Source organism: Lactiplantibacillus herbarum, from assembly GCF_001039045.1.
GTDB lineage: Bacteria > Bacillota > Bacilli > Lactobacillales > Lactobacillaceae > Lactiplantibacillus > Lactiplantibacillus herbarum.
In genome coordinates this window covers 33,613-54,104 of record NZ_LFEE01000018.1, presented here as the reverse complement: position 1 = coordinate 54,104, position 20,492 = coordinate 33,613, and the positions used below count along the sequence as shown (strand labels likewise).

The window sequence follows — 20,492 nt, the reverse complement described above, 5'->3', positions numbered from 1 at the left end:
GAGCTAGTACTGCCCACTGGAGGCGAAAGTTTGAACTTTTATCTTTAATGAAAAAAATCCGCCGCCAACGATCGAAGTGATCGTCAGCAGCGGATTCATCATTTAATTAATCTTTATTGTTCTTCGTACCAGCTGTAGTGGTATAACCCTTCGCGGTCAGTCCGTTCGTAGGTATGTGCACCAAAGTAGTCACGTTGTGCTTGTAATAAGTTAGCAGGCAAGACTTCGGCCCGGTATGAGTCGTAGTATGACAATGCCGCACTGAATGATGGTACTGGCACGCCAGCTTGGATTGCTAAGCTTAGAACTTCACGAGTTGATTGTTGGTACTTAGCTGCTATATCAGTAAAGTAGTCATCCATCAACAAGTTGTTTAAGTCTGGTTTCTTGTCAAAAGCATCGGTGATATTTTGTAAGAATTGGGCCCGGATGATACATCCAGCACGCCAGATTTGGGCTAATTCGCCGAACTTCAAGTCCCAGTCGTAGTGCTTAGAAGCAAAACGAAGTTGTTCGAAGCCTTGCGCGTAACTCATAATCTTACTGAAGTACAATGCTTGGCGAATCTTTTCAACTAATTCTTCTTTAGCAGGTAATTCTAAGTCACCCTTAGGACCAGCTAATTTCTTAGAAGCAGCAACCCGTTCGTTCTTCATCATTGAGATGTAACGAGCGTAAACGGCTTCGGTGATAACAGATTGTGGTACTTGGACGTTCAAGGCATCTTCTGAACTCCACTTACCAGTACCCTTGTTGTTCCCACGATCTAAGATCATGTCAACGATAGGCTTCGTCTTGTCGTCGCCTAAGTCATCTTTACGTGACAAGATGTCAGCAGTGATTTCGATCAAGTAACTACTTAATTCACCCTTGTTCCAGTCAGTGAAGATCGTTGACATTTCATCAACAGATAAACCAGCAACGTTACGCATAATGTTGTATGATTCGTCGATTAATTCTTCATCACCGTATTCGATACCATTGTGAACCATCTTAACGTAGTGACCAGCACCGTTAGGGCCGATGTACGTTACACATGGTGCGCCGTCTTGAGGAGCCTTAGCAGAAATCTTTTCTAAGATTGGTGCAACGAGGTCGTAAGCTTCCTTTTGACCACCTGGCATTAGTGATGGGCCTTGTAAGGCACCTAATTCACCACCGGAAACTCCCATACCAATAAAGTTGATACCGGATTTGTCTAAACGAGCATTCCGAGCCATCGTATCGTTAAAGTTGGTGTTACCACCATCAATTAAGACGTCACCCTTATCTAATAATGGTAACAATTCATCAATAACAGCGTCAGTTGGCTTGCCAGCTTTGACCATCATGATGATCCGACGTGGTGTTTCAAGTGAAGCAACGAAGTCTTCAATCTTGTAACTTGGAACTAATTGCTTGTCGGCGTGGTCAGCAACGACCTTTTCCGTCTTAGCAGCAGTTCGGTTGAAGATAGCGACATTGTAGCCGCGACTTTCAATATTCAACGCCAGGTTTTTACCCATGACGGCCATACCAATAACACCAATTTGTGGTTTTTCATTACTCATTAGTTGATTGCCTCCCAAATTTTATTACGCCCCTATCGTACCAAAAAACGATTCAAGATTAAAGTATCTTGAGTCAATATTTAAAATTAATTTCATTTCCATTCATCATTTAAGAAATTAATTTTCATAACCATTGCTTTAGGTAAAAGTTACCTTACCATACGAACGAATTCGGCTGACAAGCGCTTCAGTCTCGTGCTAACCTTGCCGTAGTTTTAGTCACTATCAACTTAACACTGCCTATCAGCGATTCCGTTAATCATGATACTCATCTATATAGAAAGAAGACAGACATATGAGCTCATCGTCTCAGCCTCAGCCAGATTGGCAACAGATCCAACAACCGGTCGTTATTCAGCTCAAAAACGCGCGTCACCACCTTTGGGGTAACGTCGCAGTATACTTGGGTCTTTTCGTCGTTGAATTTGTTACATCGCGATTAGGCCACTCACAGACCCTACGCGCAGACGCCTTCAATAACCTATCCGGTATTTTCTCAACCAGTTTACTGATGACGGGTCTCTTTATCGCTAGCCGAACCCATGATGATGACCTTATGGGTGCACCAATTGCACTGGCTGAACAACGTCAATTAGGACCGCGTATCCAGCAATCACGTTTCCGGTTTGAAACCATCTATACGTTACTTGCTGGCGCCATTATGGCAGCCATTGCCTCAAACATTATTATCCAAGGTAGTTTTAAACTCCTAGTCCGAACCAAGCAACCATTACCCACATCGATCGCCGGCATTGCCGCCACCTTTTCATTCACAACCTTACTTATCCTATGGTACTTTAATCACCACTGGAGTCGCAAACTCAAGAACGCCGCACTTATGGCTGCTAGTCGCGACTCCTTCACCGATGCACTGACCAGCCTGACGACCATTATAACCATTATTGTGACCACTATTTTCAAAGTAACATGGTTCGACAGCACTATTAGTATTGTTTTAGGACTTTATATTCTCAACACCGGCATCAAGATTTTCCGTGAAAGCAGTTTGAACCTCGTTGACTACTTTGACCCCGTCCTAGAAGCTCGGTACCAGGAACGACTCATGAAACTACCCGCAGTCCATGCCGTACCATTTTTAAAAGCCCATTACGACGGCAACCTGATTATGTTGCGCGTCTTAATCAGGGTGCGTCCACAAATGACGGCTGAAGCAATCACTGACCTGACTCGCACCATCAACCAAATTATGTGGGCGGAATACGGCATTATGGAAACTGACGTCATGATCACAACGATAAAAGTAAACACAAAAAAACCCGCCTAAGCGAGTTTTTTAAGATCGTATTATTGTAAGGAAAAATTCCATGCGCCATGGCCGCTATGCAATTTTTCATCAACTAACAATTAGTTGTTTACTGCAACGACCTGCTTACCATTGTAAAATCCACAACTTGGACAAACATGGTGTGATACACGTAATTCGCCGCAATTTGGACATGCTGACAAATTAGGTGTAGCTAATTTGATATGACCACGACGGTTGCGTTTACGCATCTTTGAAGTTCTTCTCTTAGGAACAGCCATTTCTACGTACACCTCCTTCAAATGAATTCACATAATGTGTTTTTTGATACGCTCAGCTAACTTAATCCTTATCTTCCTGATCAGGGAACAGGTTTTTTAACTTAGCTAAACGCGGATCAACAGTTTTAAGTTCTGCAGCTTGCAACGCTAGGTCGTCCTCACTAAGGACTTCCCACCCCTTACCAGTTGGTAGTGGGCTTCCGTCTTTTTCAGCTTCAGAAAGAATCTGCATGGGGATATGAATTAAAATATTATCCTCCACAGCGACATCAAAATCTAAAATATCATCCTCTGGTATGAAAACGACTGTATCAGTCTCCTCGTCAAAACGACTGAGGTCCGTACCTTCGGGAACATGATATTCTGTCATTTGAAAGGCCAGCGGAACATCCACTGGCGTCAGCGAACGACTGGATGGCAATGTTAACAGTGCCTCAATCTTCGCCGTGATTAGCACATTATCCTTACTGTAACTAGCTAAACCCTTCACGTGGACGGACTTAACATCAATTATTTCAGGATAACGCGTCATCAGGGAGTGTTTTACATCCAATGCTTCATCAAACTGAAGTGGCGTTTCACGGTAACTTTTAAGCTGTGAAAGGGACCATTTCATTTAAAAACCTCCTAATGCAACGTGATAAATTATACCTGTGTAAAAAACCTTTGTCAATGTTTTTTCCTTGACAGGCGTAAAAGCCCGCCACTGTTCATAACCATACCAAGAAAATCATCGTTGGTCAATCAATCGTCACTAGTTATCCGCCAAGGTTTGCGATACAAGTCTTGTGATTGACCATTTAATAACTGATAGACACGCCCTGCCCGATAATCCAAATTCAAGGCGTGCTGCCGCAACTTCTGATCAATCTTCGTGTAAAGCGGTAATGGCAATTGTTTCTTAACTTGATGTAGATAGGCTTGTCCAGTTGGATTAAATCCGAGCACCCGCACGTAATTATTAGCTTGTGCCGTCTTAATCTCTGCCTTGGTTAGTTGTAACAACGCTGCCGTTGCCACTCGTTGTAAGCGTGTGTACGTATAGCGTTTAGATTTAACTCGTTGAATAAAGTCATCAAAACTAGTCGCATGCTGAACCATTTCCTGCATCCGATACTCCAGCCCCTCTGCCATCTGATCGTACTGTGCACTATGGGCAACATCGACCGTTAACAACTGGTACTGAAGCATGGGCCAAAAATCGGCCCACTGCTGCAAACGTTGACTCTGGAGCGCCCGTAACGTCGCTGGTGGTACTACTGGCGCAATTGCTGTCCAATCCTGCTTAAAAGCCGCCTGACGAACCGCAGTACCACTGGCAAATCGATTACCAGCCATAATCGTTTCCGTCCCGTGATCAGCTTGTTGCCGTTTGATGGGTAAAAGCTTCATCGGTCGTGTCAACGCCTGATTAGCCGTATAGTAGCAAAAGCTCAACATGTCGTTAGCCGCCGTCAGCGAGACGCCAGTAGCCGCTTGTAACGCATGATTGAATTGGGTCGCGTAAGTCGCATTATAACGACTAAACGCCCCGTTTTGTGCGGCAATCGTCGCCGTTAAGCGTTCAAAATCCAAGTCTGGATGTTCAGCGCCAAAGACGACACTATTGCAATTCAACGCACTCAATAGCTCAATCCCACCCTGCGCAAATAAATGTGCGGGTTGGGTGGCAAAAAAGACTGGTAGCTCAATCACTAAGTCAGCCCCATTTTGCAAAGCTAACTGAGCGCGCGTCCACTTATCCAAAATAGCAGGCTCACCGCGCTGTAACCAATTCCCACTCATCACAACGACCGTGCAATCCGCATTCGTCAGCTTTTTAGCTTGTTGTAAGTGATAACGATGACCATTATGGAGCGGATTATATTCAGTTATCAACCCCACTGCCTGCATCGCGTTAACCTCCGTTACTTATGACACTTGAAGAACCAGCGCGTCGTTTCGGCCGTTGGTGTTTGTTGTCCAAAATCAGCCGTCACCGTCACGTCGCTAAACCCAGCTGCTTTCAGCGCTTGTTGATAGGCTGCTAATTCATAGGTCCGTTCTTGATGAAGTTCACTCACTTCATCAAAAGCTTGTTTTTCTTCATTATAGATAAAGAAGGTCAGATCATGTTCCGCACTGTGTGGAATCTCACCCGCATAGCTCGTCCACATGAAGGCTCTTTCTTCATCACGATAGTTATACATATAACCTGGATACACGTCATCCGTTTGGTGCGGCGTGATCACGTCGAACAAAAACTGCCCGTCCGCTGTTAAATGCTGGGCCACTTGTTCAAAAGCTTTTTGAACCGTTTCAATATCTGGTAAGTAGCAGAAAGAGTCGGCAAAACAAGTCACCGCATCAAACGTCCCAATCTCAGATAAATCCAGCATGTCCCCTTGTAATAATGGTATGGTGACTGCCGCTTCCTCAACGTGTTCTTGTGCTAACGCCAGCATATTCTCTGACAAATCCAAACCCGTTACATGGTAGCCAGCTTGTGCCAAGGATACGCCAAGTCGGCCAGTCCCACAGGCTAATTCTAATAATTGACCTGACTGATCAGGCAACTCGCGACGGACAAAATCCAGCCATTGTTCGTACATGGCTGGATCAAAGAGTTCGTCGTAAAGTTCGGCAAACGTCTGGTAGATCATGCGTTTACCCATTGGTCGACGTCAACTAGTGGTGCGTCTGACCATAATTTTTCTAAGTTATAGTGTGCACGTGCGTCCTTTTGGAAGACGTGCACAACAACGTCACCAGCATCGATTAAGACCCATTCACCAGAAAGACGTCCTTCAACACTCTTAACGTCAGAGCCGGCTTTGCGGATAAAGTCAACAATGTTGTCACCAATTGCTTGTACTTGACGCTTAGAGTCTGCTGAGACGATGACAAAGTAGTCTGCCATTAAGCTTACTTCGGCTACGTCTAAAGCGACAATATCGTCGCCTCGTTTGTCATCTGCTGCTTCAACTGTTAATTGTAATAATTCTTTGCTATCCATAAAAATCTCCCTTAAATTTATTTTGCGTATTGTGGTGTAATCCCACCGACCCAGGCGTTATAAGTTGCTAACGTTTGTGGGTAGACAGGCGCGCCTTTTTGAACCAAATAATCCAACGTGTGCTGAATTTGAAATTTGACGCCATCAGCTAACGACTTAGCCGTCACCTGGCGGGCTTCTTCAACACCCGGAAAATCCCGAGCGGGTTCAATAAAGTCGGCCATGAAAATAATCTGGTCAAGCTTTGTCATGTAAGGCGCGCCGACCGTGTGTAACCGAACTGCATTTAGAATGGCTTCATTATAAATCTTGAGTTCATCTTTAATCAGCTCAGCACCTACGTAACCGTGCCAAACACCATTCCCGTATAATACGAGTGCTGGGTCCATCCCCCGCGTCTTAATCAGATCAATAAAAGTCTGATCATCACGTTGCTTGGCATAGTCGTGTAGCAAGCCAGCGATTCCGGCAAGCTCCACGTCAACACCATTAGCTTCTGCAAGCTCACGAGCCGTTGCTTCAACTCGAAGACAATGCTGGTAACGTTTATCCGTTAATTGTGCCGCAACCTTCGCCATTAATTCAGCATGGGTATACGGTACGATATTTTCTGAATACTCAATCGATGTGCTCATATAATTGATGCTCCTTTATATATGCAGCCACAGCTTCCGGTACTAAGTAACGTACCGAATGCCCCCGACTAATTTTTTGCCGAATCTGAGTAGAACTGATATCAATCAATGGTGCATCCACCCAAATCACAGGATAGTGACTCGTCGTTGGGTAACCCGTTCGTTTGATACCAACAAAGGTTACAAGCTTCACTAAGTCATCAATGTGATACCACGTGTGTAAGTAATCGACCATATCACCGCCAATAATAAAGTAATACTGCGTGTCAGGATGTTCGGCTTTCAACGCCTTCATCGTCTCATAAGTATAACTTTTACCACCGCGATTGATCTCCGCCGTCTCTAATCGAAATAACGGATTATCCACGATAGCCTCTTGAACCATATTGGCTCGATCTTCCACCGCGATCGTCTTCTTCTCATCCACGTGTGGCGGCTGGGCATCAGGCATGAAACGCACCTCGTCTAACCCCAACTGATCACCAACCTGTTGTGCCATAATCAAATGTCCTAAATGCGGTGGGTTAAACGTGCCACCTAAAATACCAACACGGCGACGCGGTATATCCGTCACCGTTTCCGTCAGAACTTTTGTCGCTGTTTGATTAACCTTCTGCACCGGTCATTCCTCCTATAGCTTGGCAACTTTCAATGAGTAGCGCTGGTCTTCTTCATGACTAGCTGGTAAATACAGAACCAATACGCGGCCGATAGTTTGAACAACCGTAATCGCCGTATTTTGTTCGATGGCTTCTTTAACTTCAGTCGTTGTAACGTCAGAATTTTGTAAAATATTGACCTTGATCAATTCACGTTTATCAATAGCACCGGTTAATTGAGTCAACCATTCTGCTGACAAGCCGTTTTTACCTACTGCAAATAGTGGGTGCATGTGGTGGGCTTCACCACGTAAATAATGCTTTTGTTTTCCGCGTAATTTTTCCATTAAATTAAATTTACTCCTATTGAAAATAGTTTAACTATTTTTATTATTTATTAATCATTGCTGCGCGCGTCAATACCGCCACGCCCTTAGGTGCCCAAGCGGCTACCCGCGTGTTCGCAGCAACTGTAACCCAACCAAGACCTTCAAAAACAATATCGCTAGTCTCAGTTACTTTGAATTCATGACGAACCAATGGTGGGAAATCTTTGATAGCATCACCAGTTGGCGGTGTGATCAATTCACCAACGTGCTTCGTGTAGAAATTCTCGGCGTTCTCAGTCCGCGTCCGGTGCAGTGGTAAATTATTATCCACGTAGACCGTCCCAGTAGCTTTAATCGCATCGACAATATCTAAACGAGCGACCCCACCAAGAAAGAGCGTCTGCCCGTTACCTAATTGGTAACCCTTAGGCCGAATCTCTCGTTGTGGTGACACTAGTTTCAAATCATTACCAGTCAAAAAATGCGCCATTTGTTCTGGATGAATAATCCCAGGTGTGTCGACCATCATGTGACCGTCATCCAATGGAATTTCAATCTTATCCAGCGTCGTTCCTGGGAAACGAGACGTCGTAATCAGATCCTTCAAACCAGTATTACTACGAATGATACTGTTAATCAAAGTTGATTTACCAACGTTAGTAACCCCAACTACGTAGACATCACGGCCGCGACGATACTTTTCGATCATCTTCAACAGATCATCGATCGTATTGCCCTTTTTGGCACTCGTCAAAGCCACGTCAACTGGCTTAATCCCTTGTGACCGAACTTGTTGGTTCATCCATTCACGCAACTTCGTCCGACGAACCTGGCGAGGTAAGATGTCTTCTTTATTCCCAACCAGCAAGACTGGGTTATCACCAACGAAGCGTTGGAGCCCTGGAATAATACTCCCATTTAAGTCAAAAATATCAACCACGTAAACTACGAGGGCGTCAGCATCACGAATCGTTGCTAATAAGCGACGAAAATCGTCATCGGTCAAACCAACCGGTACAATTTCGTTATAGTGCCGTAAACGGAAACACCGCTGGCAGTATAAGTCCTGTTCATCATTAGCTAGTGACTTTTGAAGGGCACTATTTGGTGTATACCCTGCTGCTTCTGGATCCGTTGTTTGAATAGCTGCGCCACAGCCAATACAATATAAAGTTTCTTCAGATGTTTCACTCACTACTTAAGTTCCTCCTGAAAATGCATTTCTGGATATAGATGTGCTAATCGCAATTTGATAAAGCGTTCAAAGAAGCGGTTAATCCGCGTATTCCAAGCGTCAGTTGTCACAATTGGTTTGACCAAGATACTGGCGACACCTGCTAAATGGGAAGCCCACATATCTGTAATATACTGGTCACCCACCATCACAACTTCGTTCTTACGTAAACCAAGGTTCCGACGCGCTTTACCGATTCCAAACGGTAGCGGCTTCAACGCCCGTGAAACGAATGGTAAGTCCAAGGTTGACAACGCTTTGGCAATCCGCGGTTCCGAATTATTAGAGACCACGACTACCGGAATGCCGGCATCCTGCAAGGCATGGAGCCATTGCTTGAGCTCAGGGGTGCCATCCGGATTATCCCACGCAATCAGGGTGTTATCAAGATCGGTAAATACCGCCTTTATGCCTTGCGCCCGTAGTTGTGCCGGCGTAACGTTATTGATTGCGGAAATCATCCAAGTTGGTTTAAATTGCTTAATCATCTTTATCCCCTTCGCTTCTCGCTAGATTACTGGGTTAGCTATTGTACCCTACTAGCCCATTTTATCATACTGATTACTGAAATTCCGGTACAAATCACTCATTGTGCCGGCCTTTAGCATCAGTTACAGTAAATTTTAGTCATCTTTATATCATAATTTGTTTTATAAAAATAAGCAACCATAATTCTCTATATGACCTCATCTATGCGCCAATCATGTGCAGTTAATCACTGTACCCGCTCAATCAACACTGAAGTCACTTATCAACCAAGTACTCAATTGCCATAACCATCAAGCGTCTTAACCTCGTTGCGCCTATTAAATCGATTCTATAAACTTACCGAATTATGTTCACAAGCTTTGACGATAAGCGTATCATGATTGCAAGTAAGCAAATTACTACTATATATATTAGGAGGTTTATTCTATGGAAAAGATGGAGAAAAAAGACGTCATGGAAAAATATGTGACCGACAAGTATTTCTCTAAGGGCCACTGGTGGACAACTATTTGGCAGACCTTAGTTGCGATCATCGCTTGGATCTGCGTGGCCATCCCAGTCTATTGGACGATCTCATCAACTTTGTTAGCAAGCAATACCCATTTTCTACATGCTTGGAAATACGAGGAAGGTAAGACGCTGTTCTACTTCTTTGACCGCTTCTTCATTATTGCGTTTATTTTAATTGCTATTATCGTTATTATTTCAACGATTCACAATAATCACCGGGTCAAGGAACACATTAGTAAGGAACGCCAATATGATCACGAACAACTGGCTATCCGTAAACGTCGTCTCAATAATTTCTATACGGAACGGTTCGGTCAAGAAACATTCCGGCAACACGTTAAACACTACACCGTCGATCCTGAACAAAACTTGGATGTTGACGCCATTCAGAAACTATACGAGGATTAGTCCATGGAAATATTACAGACGTTAAAGCCATTTGAGAGCATTTGGAACTTTGTCCTACTACTACTGGTCTCCTACCCAATTCTAGGCGCCTTTGCGTGGTTTGTCGGCGTACTCTGTTACCAATTGATCTATCGTCATCGCCATACTGACGACGTTGAATTCAGAGAGTTAACTCCCGCCGAGCAACCACTGATCACGATCATGATTCCAGCGCACAACGAGGAAGTCATGATTGAACATACCATCGACTATCTCATGAATAATTTGAACTACGAACATTACGAAGTTCTAGTCACTGATGACGGCTCAACCGATGATACCCCTGCAATTCTTGAACGGTTGCAAGGCGTCTATGAAAATCTCCGGGTCATCACCATTCGCAAGAACCAAGGAAAGGCTCACGCCTTCAACGTGGGGGTCAGTTTTGCCCGCGGGGAATTCATTCTCAGTAACGATGCGGATTCCATTCCTGAACCCGATGCGCTTTGGAAATACATGAGTTACTTCATGGGTGAAGAACACGTTAATACCGCAGCGGTTACGGCTAACATGGACGTTCAAAACCGTAGTACCATGATCGCCAAGTCCCAAACCGTTGAATTTTCAAGTATCGTCGGTGTGATCAAACGTAGTCAAGTTAGTGCGTTAGGCAATATGTATGCTTACAGTGGTGCTAATACCATGTATCGACGCGATGCCTTGATTGACGTCGGCCTCTTCCGGCAAGATCGAGCTACTGAGGATATCAGTATCGCTTGGGATCACCAACTGAATGGTTGGACAACCGTTTTTTCACCGGACATCCTCTTCTATATGAACGTCCCAGAAAACCTGAAAGCCCTCTACAATCAGCGTAAGCGCTGGGCTAAAGGTGGAACTGAAGTACTAATGACCAACTTCCGACGTGTGATCACACAGCCTCACAAGTACCTTAAACAGTGGGCCTTCATTCTTGATCAAACGTTAAGTATTATCTGGTCACTGTTCTTCTTCGTTTCAACAATCGTCTTTATCCTCTCGTTCATTAGCTTTTTCTTTACAGGTAACTATGAACGGGTCTATCACATGTTCTGTATGGCCTTCATCTTCGTTACTTTCGAGATGTTCGCCGGACTATTGCAACTACTGTCCGCATTAATCGTCGATGACCGTGGGCGTAAATTGAAGTATTTGATCTTCATGCCAATATACATGTTAATTTACTGGCAAGTTAACGCCCTCGCCTTAGTAATGACATTGATCCCAGCCATTAAGACCATTTTAGGTTACGGTAGCGGAACCTGGGTTAGTCCAGTTCGTAAGCATCACACTGAATAAATATATGGTTCCATTGAAAAGAGTCTAATTAGGCTCTTTTTTATTTGCACCCACTCGCAGTACAGTATGCACATTCGATAGCTTGTTTATCAGTTTTCATAAAACAATTAATATTTTCAAGAGTATTTTCATTTTTAACTAGTATCTTCGTTAAACTTACGATATACTTAATTAGTTCTAGGGGTTGACCAAATACTGACGTCAATAAAAGCTGCAATTTTTTGGAGGAATTACAATCATGGAAGAAAACGGGAATCAAGTACCAGCAGAGGTTAAAGGATGGAACTGGGGCGCCTTCATGTACAACTTTATTTGGGGCATCGGTAACCGAACTTACTTACCACTTTTAACACTTATTCCAATTTTTAACATCGTTTGGATTTTTGTCGTAGGCTTCAAGGGAAACCAATGGGCTTGGCAAAAAGGCGACTACAAAGATGTTGCAACTTTCAAAGCAGTTCAAGCAACTTGGAATCGTGCTGGTTTAGTTCAATTTATTATTGCAATTGTTATCGCAGCACTCTATTTCTTCTTTATTGGGACCATTATTTCTGCGCTATTTTCTATGGGTTCAAGTTACTAAATAGCGCGTTTGCTTCGAGCCTGGAATTTTCATTCCGGGCTCTTTTTTGATTTTAGGAACTATATTCTCAGTCAAACAGACTACTTTCATCATTAAATTGGTCTTCTAATCAGCAACGTGAATCTAGCTTTAATAAAAGAGCAGGTCAGTATTTTCAACATTGAAAACACTGACCTGCTCTTTTATTAAACTTCTCAGACAACTTGTTTAATTACGACTGTTCTGACGACAGCTTGGACCGATTCGCAAGTCCCAATAGCATCAGAGCAACAACATAAGTTAAAAATGTTATCAGCAACACCCAACCATGCCGTGAGTTGTTAGCAATAGAAACTACAATCTTACTGTGGCCCTTAGGCACCTTAACTTTCAGCTGTCCCTGCGAACGACGATATGTGACAGATCGCCCATTGACCTTAATCTGATAATTAACATTATTGTACCCAATAACTGGAAGTTTCACAGTCTTGGCACTCTTTTTTTGATGATACGTGAAGCTTACACTTTGATCAGTGGCTGCCGTCGCCTTAAACTTGCTTGCGCCGCGATTGTCAAAGTTTACTGTTGCTTTATTCAAACGATTAGCACTACCAAATCCTGGGTCTTTCTTCAACTCTGAAGCTATGTCTTGAGTACCATCCAGCTTCTTCATATGATAATCAGGTAACGTCATGAGATTAACATTTCTATAGTAATTTTTTCTGGTTAAGTGCCGAATATCTCTCCTTTGAACAAGATTATTCGGTTGTTGATGCGTCTGTGCCCACTGATAGTCAGTCTTATTCTGACTATGAAAATGAATCACACCAGCTAAGCCGATTGCAACAACAACTAAGCTCATAAAAATTGCAGCAGGTCTTGAATGCCAGTTTATTTGATTCAAATACAAAATTAAGCTAATCGATACACATACTGCAACAATGGTAATGAAGCGCATCGTAAATTGAATGAGCATAGCAGGCGTGTTGATCAACGCCTCAGATTGAAACCAATTTTGAGCTAAAACAAAAACAGTTGTAGCACCAATTATCCAATATTGCCAAGAACCCTTAGCATGCACCAAAAGCTGCCCTACTAAAAATAACATAATGAGCATTAACGCAATACCCATATGAGCACCAATGGCTGATTCTGAGATATCATTAGTTATTATCTTTGTAAATTCACGAGCCGGATCTAATGCATACAAAGTTGGTGTTGGCGAAACCATCTTATTATGAAGCATCCAACTAACAACGTTATAAAGTGAGTAACTAGCCATTAATAATGCAAGCCCCGCACCGGCAAATAAAGATTTAACCTCTGAAAACGTAATTTTACGAAAGACTAAGCGAATAATTTCAAAAATTATGATAAGGCCAGCAAACATCACTAATGACAACACGTGTGAATTTGCTACCAAGCTCATGCCCAACGCCAGCAAAATAATGCCATTTTTTTCGTGATTCCAAATCTTGAACATACCTAACATGACCAGCGGTAGAAAAGCATACCCAAATGCTTCGCCAAGCGCCACCCGAGTATACATTAATTGAAAATGGTAGGCATTAAATTGATAAGTGATCACGCCAAGCCAAATAATTAATCGATTACGGCCTAAGTATTTAGCTAACCAATAAGTATTAACGGTCGTAATAATGTTCATGATTAAGAATCCAGCTGCCAATCCTGACATGGGATTGTGCAGAATAAACCGAGGAATCACATAAATCATCATTGTCAGCCATGGATACATGGCATTCATGGCAACGCCTTGATTTCCAAACCCGATAAAGTTAACTAGACTGGGCAATCGTCCAGCCTTAAACGCTTGATACAGTGATTCCAAGCGTGCAAGATGAATAGATCCATCATTATTGATAGCAAAATAATGCCCACTGAATGCTGGATACGTTGCGATGAAAGCTAGCGCTAAAACAAATAAAGTCGTTACAACCGGTTGTAACTGTTTCCTAAACTTTGATGATACCATTTACTGAATTCCCCTCGTCCCCCTGATGACTCATTTCAGTATAAGCCACCATTATCTACTAGATTATTTCTATAATTAGCCTTGTCACTTATTCGACTAAATATCAATACTTAGCCAGTATGCCCATTTTTCTGAAACAATCATTTTTCAGGTCATCACTGTACGTCTAAATATTATTGTATCATATAAATATCCTTACATATATGTGGTTCCATTTTTCAATTCTACATAAATTGAGTAACTTGGCGCTTTTACACGACCCACTAGTAATATATAAAAGGACGAACACCCCAGAGGCTGTCCGTCCTTTTATGTCAGGGAAAACTCCCCAAATTATTTTTAATTAAGCAAGTGCTTGCTTAGCGGTTTCAGTTAAAGCAGTGAAAGCTGCCATATCGTTAACTGCTAAATCAGCGAGCATCTTACGGTTCATGTCAACGTTAGCTAACTTCAAACCGTGCATTAATTGGCTGTAGCTCATGTCGTTCATACGGGCTGCGGCGTTGATACGCGCAATCCAAAGACGACGGAAGTCACTCTTACGCTTGCGACGATCGCGGAAAGAGTATTGGTACGACTTCATTACTTGGTCCTTAGCAACCTTAAATTGGATATGCTTAGCACCGCGGTAACCTTTAGCTAATTTTAAAATACGTTTGCGACGTTTACGTGTTACTGTTCCACCTTTTACTCGAGCCATGTTATTTCCTCCTAGATTTAACTAAAACGTTGTGAATTATTTTTGTAATAACTTGTGGTATGTTTTAACCATTGGCTTTTCAATAATAGCCGTACCACGTAATTGGCGACGTTGTTTCTTAGTCTTACCATGGAAACGGTGGCTAGTAAAAGCATTGGCACTGATAATGTTACCCTTTGCAGTTACCTTAAAACGTTTTGCAGCTGCACGGTTTGTCTTTTGTTTTGGCATAATCAATAATCCTCCTAAAAATTTACTTAGTTGCTTTTGGTGCTAGTACTAAGAACATGCTTCGGCCATCCATCTTTGGATAAGCTTCAACGGAAGCAAATTCTTTAGTAGCTTCAATCATCCGGTTTAAAACTTGACGACCAATATCCTTATGGGTAATGGCACGACCCTTAAACCGAATGGAAACACGAACTTTATCACCTTTTGCTAAGAACTTCTCAGCATGGTTTAGCTTCGTATTAAAGTCATTAGTATCAATAGTTGGACTCAAGCGGACTTCTTTAAGACTGACCACTTTTTGGTTCTTACGGGCTTCGCGTTCCTTCTTTTGCAATTCGAAACGGTATTTCCCATAATCCATGATTCTAGCTACTGGTGGTTTTGACTTTGGTGCAACTAATACTAGATCCAAGTTCTCGTCTTCAGCAATTTGCATCGCGTCTTCTCGTGACTTAACACCTAATTGTTCACCATCGCTGGCGATCAAGCGTACTTCGCGAGCACGGATACCGTCATTAACAATCGAATCTTTAGCTATGGTAATTCACCTCCGTAAAATTCTAGAGAAATTCACAAAAAAAGAGCGGGCGCATACTACGCCCGCTCAACCCCGTTAATGGGAATCAATTCATCGTTCATCTGCCCGATAACATCTGTTACCAAGGCGAGAAGCGGGTGCTTCTGCTTTTTTTCTCAACTCCAATATATTAACAGTGATTTTAACCCTTGTCAACAGATTGCGTGAAAAATTATTTACTAGCACCACGACTGTAATGCTTGATTTCTTGTGTGATGGCGCCAACGAATAAGTCGACCCCTTCTGATTCGGTACGTTCTTCCCCGTACTTACGAACAGAAACACTACCACTGGCAACTTCTTGATCACCAACAACTAACAAGTATGGCACTTTCTTCGTTTGTGATTCACGAATCTTGTAACCCATCTTTTCGTTACGGTCATCGATACTTACGCGAACACCAGCTTCTGCTAAACGACGACGAACTGTTTCAGCGTAATCGCCGTGAGCACCGTTGTTAACTGGGATGATCGTTACTTGCTTAGGTGCTAACCAAGTTGGGAAAGCGCCCTTGTACATTTCAGTCAAGTAAGCCACGAAACGTTCCATCGTTGACACAAGGCCACGGTGAATCATAACTGGACGATGTTCTTCACCATCAGCACCAACGTACTTCAAGTCGAAGCGTTCTGGTAATAAGAAGCCCAATTGGATAGTTGATAAGGTTTCTTCACCACCAAGTGCAGTCTTCGTTTGAACGTCTAACTTAGGACCGTAGAAAGCAGCTTCGCCTTCAGCTTCAAAGTAGTCTAAGCCCATGTCATCCATAGCAGACTTCAACATCTTTTGGCTACGTTCCCACATTGCATCGTTGTCGAAGTACTTTTCTTTGTTCTCAGGGTCGCGGTAACTCAAACGGAAACGGTAATCTGAAATATCAAAGTCTTCGTATACTTCAACCATCAAACTCAAGATATTCTTGAATTCTTCTTCGATCTGATCCAAGGCAACGAATGTGTGACCATCGTTCAAGGTCATTTCACGAACACGTGATAACCCAGTCAAGGCACCAGATTTTTCGTAACGGTGCATCATCCCAAGTTCAGCGATCCGTAATGGTAATTCACGGTATGAGCGAATATGGTGATTGTACACTTGGATATGTGAAGGACAGTTCATTGGACGTAATTCAAGCTGTTCGCCATCACCCATGTCCATTGGTGGGAACATATCTTCACGGTAGTGATCCCAGTGACCAGATTGCTTGTAAACGTCTAAGTTAGCAAGAACTGGTGTGTAAACGTGTTGGTAGCCGTTAGCGACTTCCTTGTCGACGATGTAACGTTCGATCTGACGACGGATCGTAGCACCATTTGGCATCCAGTAAGGAAGACCATTACCGACCTTAGGATCAACGAAGAAGAGGTCTAAATCGTTACCGATAACACGGTGATCACGATCACGAGCTTCTTGACGACGTTTCAAGTCAGCATCTAAGTCCTTTTGCTTCAAGAAAGCAGTCCCGTAGATCCGTTGTAGCATTGGATTGCTGGACTTGCCTTGCCAGTATGCACCGGCAACGGACAATAGCTTGAAGACTTTGACCTTACCCGTTGTTGCTAATACAGCACCGTTGGATAGATCAACGAAATCACCCTGCTTGTAAACGACGACTTGACCATCGTTAGCTTCAGCTTGTTCGTTAACTAAGTCTTGTTGGTAAGGATTGTCACCAACTAAAGCTAAAGCGTCTGCCTTAGCTAAAACTTCGCGTTCGATTGGTAAGTCTTGCTTGATGATAGCAGCCATCTTGATACTGATTGCTTCCAAATCATCCTTGCTAACTTGCTTACCATTTTCTTCTGGATTGTCGGTATCAAAGAAGAAACCGTTGGCATTACCAGCACCACTCCCAAAGTTGATGTGTGGGAATAACTGTTGAACGGCGTTTGCTAATACTTGCGCAGCCGTTTGCCGTAAGACGTTCAAACCGTCTTCGCTATCTGCGGCGATGATTTCGATCGTCCCATCGATTGTCAGTGGTTGGCGATAGTCCACAATCTGATCGTTGAACTTACCTGCAACTGATCGTTTAGCCAATGAAGGACTAATTGACTTTGCAATTTCTTCCGTCGTAACACCGGCATCAAATTGCTTTTCAGCACCATCTGGGAACTTAACATTAATACTTGCCATATACTTGACACTCTCCTTATATTTGACCCACTCACCAGAACACCGCGCCGGGACGACAAAAAAGTCCCTAATGCCAGACTAAACTAGCATTAGGGACGTCATTGACGTGGTTCCACCCGATTTTTCAGTACGCCTTACGACGCACTGACTCATTAGCGCTAATAACGGAAGCGTTCCGGCTCAATTGAGCTTATTCACAAAAGTGGTACACCGTTCACCCGGTCCAAGGCTTCCAGAACAAGGCCTTGATCTCTGTAATCCATGATGAATAGCGCGTGTCTTTTGTATCTGTATCTCATTAAACCACTTTTACGTTAAAAGTCAACTAGTGATTTTATTGGCCATCATCTAAACGACGATTACGACCAACCATTGCAATTTCACCAGCAAGATAACGAACCCGTTGCATAATCCGCTGGGCCTTGATTGGTTCTTCATCACCCTTTTGTGAGAGCGTTAGGTAACCATCCTGCAATTCTTGCATGGAAAAGTTCGATGAAAAACACGTTGGTAATTCTTCTTGCATCCGATACTCCAGGATAACACCTAAAACGTCGTCACGAATCCAAGTTGATGACGCGTCCGCACCAATATCATCGATCATCAGAATCGGTGCCCGTTTAATGGCATCGACCTTGTCAGCCGAGGTATTGTTACTGATCGAACGTTTCATCTCAACTGCAAAACTTGGAAAATGGATTAACGTGGTGTTAAACCCTTTAGCAGCCAAGGCATTCGCCATCGCACCTAATAGATAAGTCTTACCGACACCGAACGAGCCATATAAGTACAACCCCCGGTGAAAACGTTTAGGCGCCTGTGTGTAAGCATCGATGAAGTCGAGTGCTGCCATCAAAGCAGTCGCCCGGTCGCCATCCTGTTCGTAGGTCTTCAAATCTGCCGTCTGGATACCCTTAGGCATACTGATTGACCGTACCCGATGTTGTAATTCCCGCGCTGCCTGCTGTTCCTGCAACTGAGGTGTTGGGTGGTACGCAATATCAATCAAATGATTGCTCATGATTAACGCTGGTTGATACCCCGGTGCCTGAGTTGGTTCGTGGCGTGCAATTTTACGTTTCTCTTCACAGAACTCATAGAGTTTAGCCGCAGAACGTTCCAACGCATCGCTCGACAATTCCTCTTGATGAGCGGCTAAAAACTGACGAACATCTGGATCCTGATAAACGGTGGTCATCAATTCTTCATAACGACTAGTCAAATTACGACGATTCATCAATACCCGTAACGTTTCTGAGATATTCTCCATTTTTTAGTCCTCCTTTTCTGAATTCGATTCCAACTTAGCAACCCGTTCAGCAAGCTGTTTCCGTTGTGCAGCCGTCAACTGATTAGCAGGCTGCTTTTTAGTCCCCGTCTCAGTCTCTTTCTTCGCCCACTCCGGAATAATTTCCTTACGAGTTGGACGGTTGTTAGACTTACGACGAGTGGCCGGTTGCTTAGGCTGCTGACGCTGCTTAAGATAAGTCAATGCTGCTTCTGGTGTCGTAATCCCATGCTGTTGCCAATCATTAGCAACCGTCTCCAGCAGATTACGATTCAGTGCCGCTAATTCACGGTTCTGTAGCAGATAGTAAATCACCATATTGATCACCGCATTCGGCAGTACACCGCGACCAATCAAGTCATGAACTAAACGGTTCTCACCGCTCGTTACAAAACCATGCTTTTCTTGCTTGATTGCATTTAAAAAGTCATATGGTGCCGCTGATTTTGCGTAATCGACTAACTGTTGTTCAGGTTGTGACAATTGGCTCGTCTTACCGGCTTCAACAGTCGTTGCTGGCTCACTAGTCGCACTGACTTGAACTGGCTGAATCGGTGCTGTGGGGCGTTCATAGCGTCGCGCAATCAACAGCTTCAGCTGATTCTCATCGAATTGCCCGGTTGTTAGACTGGCTACTTCACTGATCAGCTTCGCCATCTCAATCTCACTAATGCCGTAAACACGACTTTCCGTCACAATCAATTGCCGTGAACTAGCGACTTGTTTCAGATCAACGTAATTTTGCTTCAAGATTTGGCCCAATAACTGCCAATCAAAATCATCATCACTGAGTACTGGCGACGTCGCTTCCGCGGGTTCACCGGCTGCTAACTGCGCCCGTACTTTTTGAACAGATAGTGGCGTCGTTGTCACCTTTTGGCTATCTACGTGAAAGACCTCTAAGATGTTAGCCGTCACGTTCTTAGCCGCCCGTAAGTCGATCTGACTAGGTGTAAAATCACTGGCTAATTGCTGGTAACGAAGCTCACCCACCGTATCTAACAATAGAACACTGAGTAAGTCGTCCGCAAAGAACTGTAAAGCTGGCAACGGCAACTGGAGTTGATAAATATAGACAGTGCCCAATTCATCTTCTTGATAATAACTTTGAAGTAGACCAGTCGCCTCTAACTTACGCCGAGCAGCTAACACCGTTGGCAAGTCAGCACCTAAGATTCCGAGTAATTCAGCGTGACTTCGACGATTACTCAATTCATTTTCCGTACTCTGAAGGCCGCGTAAAGCCGCGTAAAGACTGTATGCCAGCGGACCAATTAATGGCAAATACAGTTCGGCCAAGACGGTCTGTTGGACTGCACTCAACGCTGACACACTAGAAACAACTAACCCGGTCTTGGGCGTTAATGGTTCGTCATTTGGCATGTTGTTCACC

General features: G+C 43.5%; 22 protein-coding genes and 1 other annotated feature. Of the genes, 4 read left to right on the top strand and 18 right to left on the bottom strand.

The window, feature by feature from the left end; translation table 11 throughout:
* Window positions 1-113 precede the first annotated feature (113 nt).
* A complete protein-coding gene (gene gndA / locus ACG95_RS05335) occupies window positions 114-1,550 on the bottom strand; it encodes an NADP-dependent phosphogluconate dehydrogenase (RefSeq protein ID WP_047999526.1) in 1,437 nt (478 codons plus the stop codon).
* A 295-nt stretch (window positions 1,551-1,845) separates the two neighbouring features.
* On the opposite strand from gndA, the gene ACG95_RS05330 reads away from it, so the two are divergent.
* Window positions 1,846-2,835: a cation diffusion facilitator family transporter gene (locus ACG95_RS05330; RefSeq protein ID WP_047999525.1), complete on the top strand. Its 990-nt coding sequence runs from the start codon at window positions 1,846-1,848 to the stop codon at window positions 2,833-2,835.
* An 80-nt stretch (window positions 2,836-2,915) separates the two neighbouring features.
* Here the strand turns inward: ACG95_RS05330 and rpmF are convergent, their stop codons facing one another.
* From rpmF to ACG95_RS05285, 10 genes are all read right to left on the bottom strand, one after another.
* Window positions 2,916-3,095, bottom strand: a complete 180-nt coding sequence (gene rpmF / locus ACG95_RS14175) for a 50S ribosomal protein L32 (RefSeq protein WP_082137307.1) — start codon at window positions 3,093-3,095, stop codon at window positions 2,916-2,918.
* A gap of 61 nt (window positions 3,096-3,156) precedes the next feature.
* Complete coding sequence (locus ACG95_RS05325; protein ID WP_047999524.1) at window positions 3,157-3,711, bottom strand: YceD family protein; 555 nt, start codon at window positions 3,709-3,711, stop codon at window positions 3,157-3,159.
* 128 nt (window positions 3,712-3,839) lie between these two features.
* Window positions 3,840-4,988, bottom strand: a complete 1,149-nt coding sequence (locus ACG95_RS05320; protein ID WP_047999523.1) for a nucleotidyltransferase — start codon at window positions 4,986-4,988, stop codon at window positions 3,840-3,842.
* Window positions 4,989-5,002: 14 nt separating this feature from the next.
* Window positions 5,003-5,737, bottom strand: a complete 735-nt coding sequence (locus ACG95_RS05315; protein WP_047999522.1) for a class I SAM-dependent DNA methyltransferase — start codon at window positions 5,735-5,737, stop codon at window positions 5,003-5,005.
* Window positions 5,734-6,090, bottom strand: coding sequence for a ribosome silencing factor (rsfS, locus tag ACG95_RS05310; protein ID WP_047999521.1), 357 nt, complete (start codon window positions 6,088-6,090; stop codon window positions 5,734-5,736). Before rsfS ends, ACG95_RS05315 begins: the two co-directional genes overlap by 4 nt.
* A gap of 17 nt (window positions 6,091-6,107) precedes the next feature.
* Window positions 6,108-6,725 carry a bis(5'-nucleosyl)-tetraphosphatase (symmetrical) YqeK gene (gene yqeK / locus ACG95_RS05305; protein ID WP_047999520.1) on the bottom strand — a complete coding sequence of 206 codons (618 nt, stop codon included), beginning with the start codon at window positions 6,723-6,725 and terminating at the stop codon, window positions 6,108-6,110.
* The gene (locus ACG95_RS05300; protein ID WP_047999519.1) at window positions 6,709-7,344 is read right to left on the bottom strand and encodes a nicotinate-nucleotide adenylyltransferase; all 636 of its coding nucleotides are present in this window, start codon (window positions 7,342-7,344) and stop codon (window positions 6,709-6,711) included. The genes yqeK and ACG95_RS05300 overlap by 17 nt, the downstream gene beginning before the upstream one ends.
* Before the next feature lie 12 nt (window positions 7,345-7,356).
* The gene (gene yhbY, locus ACG95_RS05295; RefSeq protein WP_047999518.1) at window positions 7,357-7,671 is read right to left on the bottom strand and encodes a ribosome assembly RNA-binding protein YhbY; all 315 of its coding nucleotides are present in this window, start codon (window positions 7,669-7,671) and stop codon (window positions 7,357-7,359) included.
* Between the two features lie 43 nt (window positions 7,672-7,714).
* Window positions 7,715-8,848, bottom strand: coding sequence for a ribosome biogenesis GTPase YqeH (gene yqeH, locus ACG95_RS05290; protein WP_047999517.1), 1,134 nt, complete (start codon window positions 8,846-8,848; stop codon window positions 7,715-7,717).
* Window positions 8,848-9,375 (bottom strand): YqeG family HAD IIIA-type phosphatase, encoded by a 528-nt coding sequence (locus tag ACG95_RS05285; protein ID WP_047999516.1) that lies wholly within the window; start codon window positions 9,373-9,375, stop codon window positions 8,848-8,850. The genes yqeH and ACG95_RS05285 overlap by 1 nt, the downstream gene beginning before the upstream one ends.
* 427 nt (window positions 9,376-9,802) lie before the next feature.
* Here ACG95_RS05285 and ACG95_RS05280 point away from each other — a divergent pair, with 427 nt between their 5' ends.
* The 3 genes from ACG95_RS05280 (at window position 9,803) to ACG95_RS05270 (ending at window position 12,194) form a co-directional block, all read left to right on the top strand.
* Entirely contained in the window at window positions 9,803-10,294 is a 492-nt protein-coding gene (locus ACG95_RS05280; protein WP_237756459.1) for a hypothetical protein, read from the top strand.
* Between the two features lie 3 nt (window positions 10,295-10,297).
* Window positions 10,298-11,611, top strand: a complete 1,314-nt coding sequence (locus ACG95_RS05275; protein WP_047999515.1) for a glycosyltransferase family 2 protein — start codon at window positions 10,298-10,300, stop codon at window positions 11,609-11,611.
* Window positions 11,612-11,849: 238 nt separating this feature from the next.
* Complete coding sequence (locus tag ACG95_RS05270) at window positions 11,850-12,194, top strand: hypothetical protein (RefSeq protein WP_047999514.1); 345 nt, start codon at window positions 11,850-11,852, stop codon at window positions 12,192-12,194.
* Between the two features lie 211 nt (window positions 12,195-12,405).
* Here ACG95_RS05270 and ACG95_RS05265 read toward each other — a convergent pair whose 3' ends face one another.
* The 7 genes from ACG95_RS05265 to ACG95_RS05235 all read right to left on the bottom strand — a co-directional run bounded on the left by ACG95_RS05265 (window position 12,406) and on the right by ACG95_RS05235 (window position 20,482).
* Window positions 12,406-14,166 (bottom strand): hypothetical protein, encoded by a 1,761-nt coding sequence (locus tag ACG95_RS05265; RefSeq protein WP_047999513.1) that lies wholly within the window; start codon window positions 14,164-14,166, stop codon window positions 12,406-12,408.
* 343 nt (window positions 14,167-14,509) lie between these two features.
* Window positions 14,510-14,866, bottom strand: coding sequence for a 50S ribosomal protein L20 (rplT, locus tag ACG95_RS05260; RefSeq protein ID WP_047999512.1), 357 nt, complete (start codon window positions 14,864-14,866; stop codon window positions 14,510-14,512).
* Window positions 14,867-14,902: 36 nt separating this feature from the next.
* Window positions 14,903-15,097 carry a 50S ribosomal protein L35 gene (rpmI, locus tag ACG95_RS05255; protein WP_047999511.1) on the bottom strand — a complete coding sequence of 65 codons (195 nt, stop codon included), beginning with the start codon at window positions 15,095-15,097 and terminating at the stop codon, window positions 14,903-14,905.
* 22 nt (window positions 15,098-15,119) lie between these two features.
* Window positions 15,120-15,641 carry a translation initiation factor IF-3 gene (infC, locus tag ACG95_RS05250; protein ID WP_152668289.1) on the bottom strand — a complete coding sequence of 174 codons (522 nt, stop codon included), beginning with the start codon at window positions 15,639-15,641 and terminating at the stop codon, window positions 15,120-15,122.
* Between the two features lie 25 nt (window positions 15,642-15,666).
* Window positions 15,667-15,790 (bottom strand) — a sequence feature (ribosomal protein L20 leader region).
* A 56-nt stretch (window positions 15,791-15,846) separates the two neighbouring features.
* On the bottom strand, window positions 15,847-17,811 hold the full coding sequence (thrS, locus tag ACG95_RS05245) for a threonine--tRNA ligase (RefSeq protein WP_047999509.1): 1,965 nt from the start codon (window positions 17,809-17,811) through the stop codon (window positions 15,847-15,849).
* A gap of 334 nt (window positions 17,812-18,145) precedes the next feature.
* On the bottom strand, window positions 18,146-19,081 hold the full coding sequence (gene dnaI / locus ACG95_RS05240; protein ID WP_047999508.1) for a primosomal protein DnaI: 936 nt from the start codon (window positions 19,079-19,081) through the stop codon (window positions 18,146-18,148).
* A gap of 3 nt (window positions 19,082-19,084) precedes the next feature.
* The gene (locus ACG95_RS05235; RefSeq protein WP_047999507.1) at window positions 19,085-20,482 is read right to left on the bottom strand and encodes a replication initiation and membrane attachment family protein; all 1,398 of its coding nucleotides are present in this window, start codon (window positions 20,480-20,482) and stop codon (window positions 19,085-19,087) included.
* Window positions 20,483-20,492: the final 10 nt, after the last annotated feature.

Coding starts and splice junctions, on each gene's coding strand:
- rsfS (WP_047999521.1), bottom strand. CDS start 6,090: ATGGATAGCAAAGAATTATTACAATTAACAGTTGAAGCAGCAGATGAC.
- rplT (WP_047999512.1), bottom strand. CDS start 14,866: ATGGCTCGAGTAAAAGGTGGAACAGTAACACGTAAACGTCGCAAACGT.
- ACG95_RS05330 (WP_047999525.1), top strand. CDS start 1,846: ATGAGCTCATCGTCTCAGCCTCAGCCAGATTGGCAACAGATCCAACAA.
- gndA (WP_047999526.1), bottom strand. CDS start 1,550: ATGAGTAATGAAAAACCACAAATTGGTGTTATTGGTATGGCCGTCATG.
- ACG95_RS05235 (WP_047999507.1), bottom strand. CDS start 20,482: ATGCCAAATGACGAACCATTAACGCCCAAGACCGGGTTAGTTGTTTCT.
- ACG95_RS05275 (WP_047999515.1), top strand. CDS start 10,298: ATGGAAATATTACAGACGTTAAAGCCATTTGAGAGCATTTGGAACTTT.
- rpmI (WP_047999511.1), bottom strand. CDS start 15,097: ATGCCAAAACAAAAGACAAACCGTGCAGCTGCAAAACGTTTTAAGGTA.
- ACG95_RS05285 (WP_047999516.1), bottom strand. CDS start 9,375: ATGATTAAGCAATTTAAACCAACTTGGATGATTTCCGCAATCAATAAC.
- yqeK (WP_047999520.1), bottom strand. CDS start 6,725: ATGAGCACATCGATTGAGTATTCAGAAAATATCGTACCGTATACCCAT.
- ACG95_RS05280 (WP_237756459.1), top strand. CDS start 9,803: ATGGAAAAGATGGAGAAAAAAGACGTCATGGAAAAATATGTGACCGAC.
- ACG95_RS05325 (WP_047999524.1), bottom strand. CDS start 3,711: ATGAAATGGTCCCTTTCACAGCTTAAAAGTTACCGTGAAACGCCACTT.
- dnaI (WP_047999508.1), bottom strand. CDS start 19,081: ATGGAGAATATCTCAGAAACGTTACGGGTATTGATGAATCGTCGTAAT.
- thrS (WP_047999509.1), bottom strand. CDS start 17,811: ATGGCAAGTATTAATGTTAAGTTCCCAGATGGTGCTGAAAAGCAATTT.
- ACG95_RS05315 (WP_047999522.1), bottom strand. CDS start 5,737: ATGATCTACCAGACGTTTGCCGAACTTTACGACGAACTCTTTGATCCA.
- ACG95_RS05320 (WP_047999523.1), bottom strand. CDS start 4,988: ATGCAGGCAGTGGGGTTGATAACTGAATATAATCCGCTCCATAATGGT.
- ACG95_RS05265 (WP_047999513.1), bottom strand. CDS start 14,166: ATGGTATCATCAAAGTTTAGGAAACAGTTACAACCGGTTGTAACGACT.
- ACG95_RS05270 (WP_047999514.1), top strand. CDS start 11,850: ATGGAAGAAAACGGGAATCAAGTACCAGCAGAGGTTAAAGGATGGAAC.
- yhbY (WP_047999518.1), bottom strand. CDS start 7,671: ATGGAAAAATTACGCGGAAAACAAAAGCATTATTTACGTGGTGAAGCC.
- rpmF (WP_082137307.1), bottom strand. CDS start 3,095: ATGGCTGTTCCTAAGAGAAGAACTTCAAAGATGCGTAAACGCAACCGT.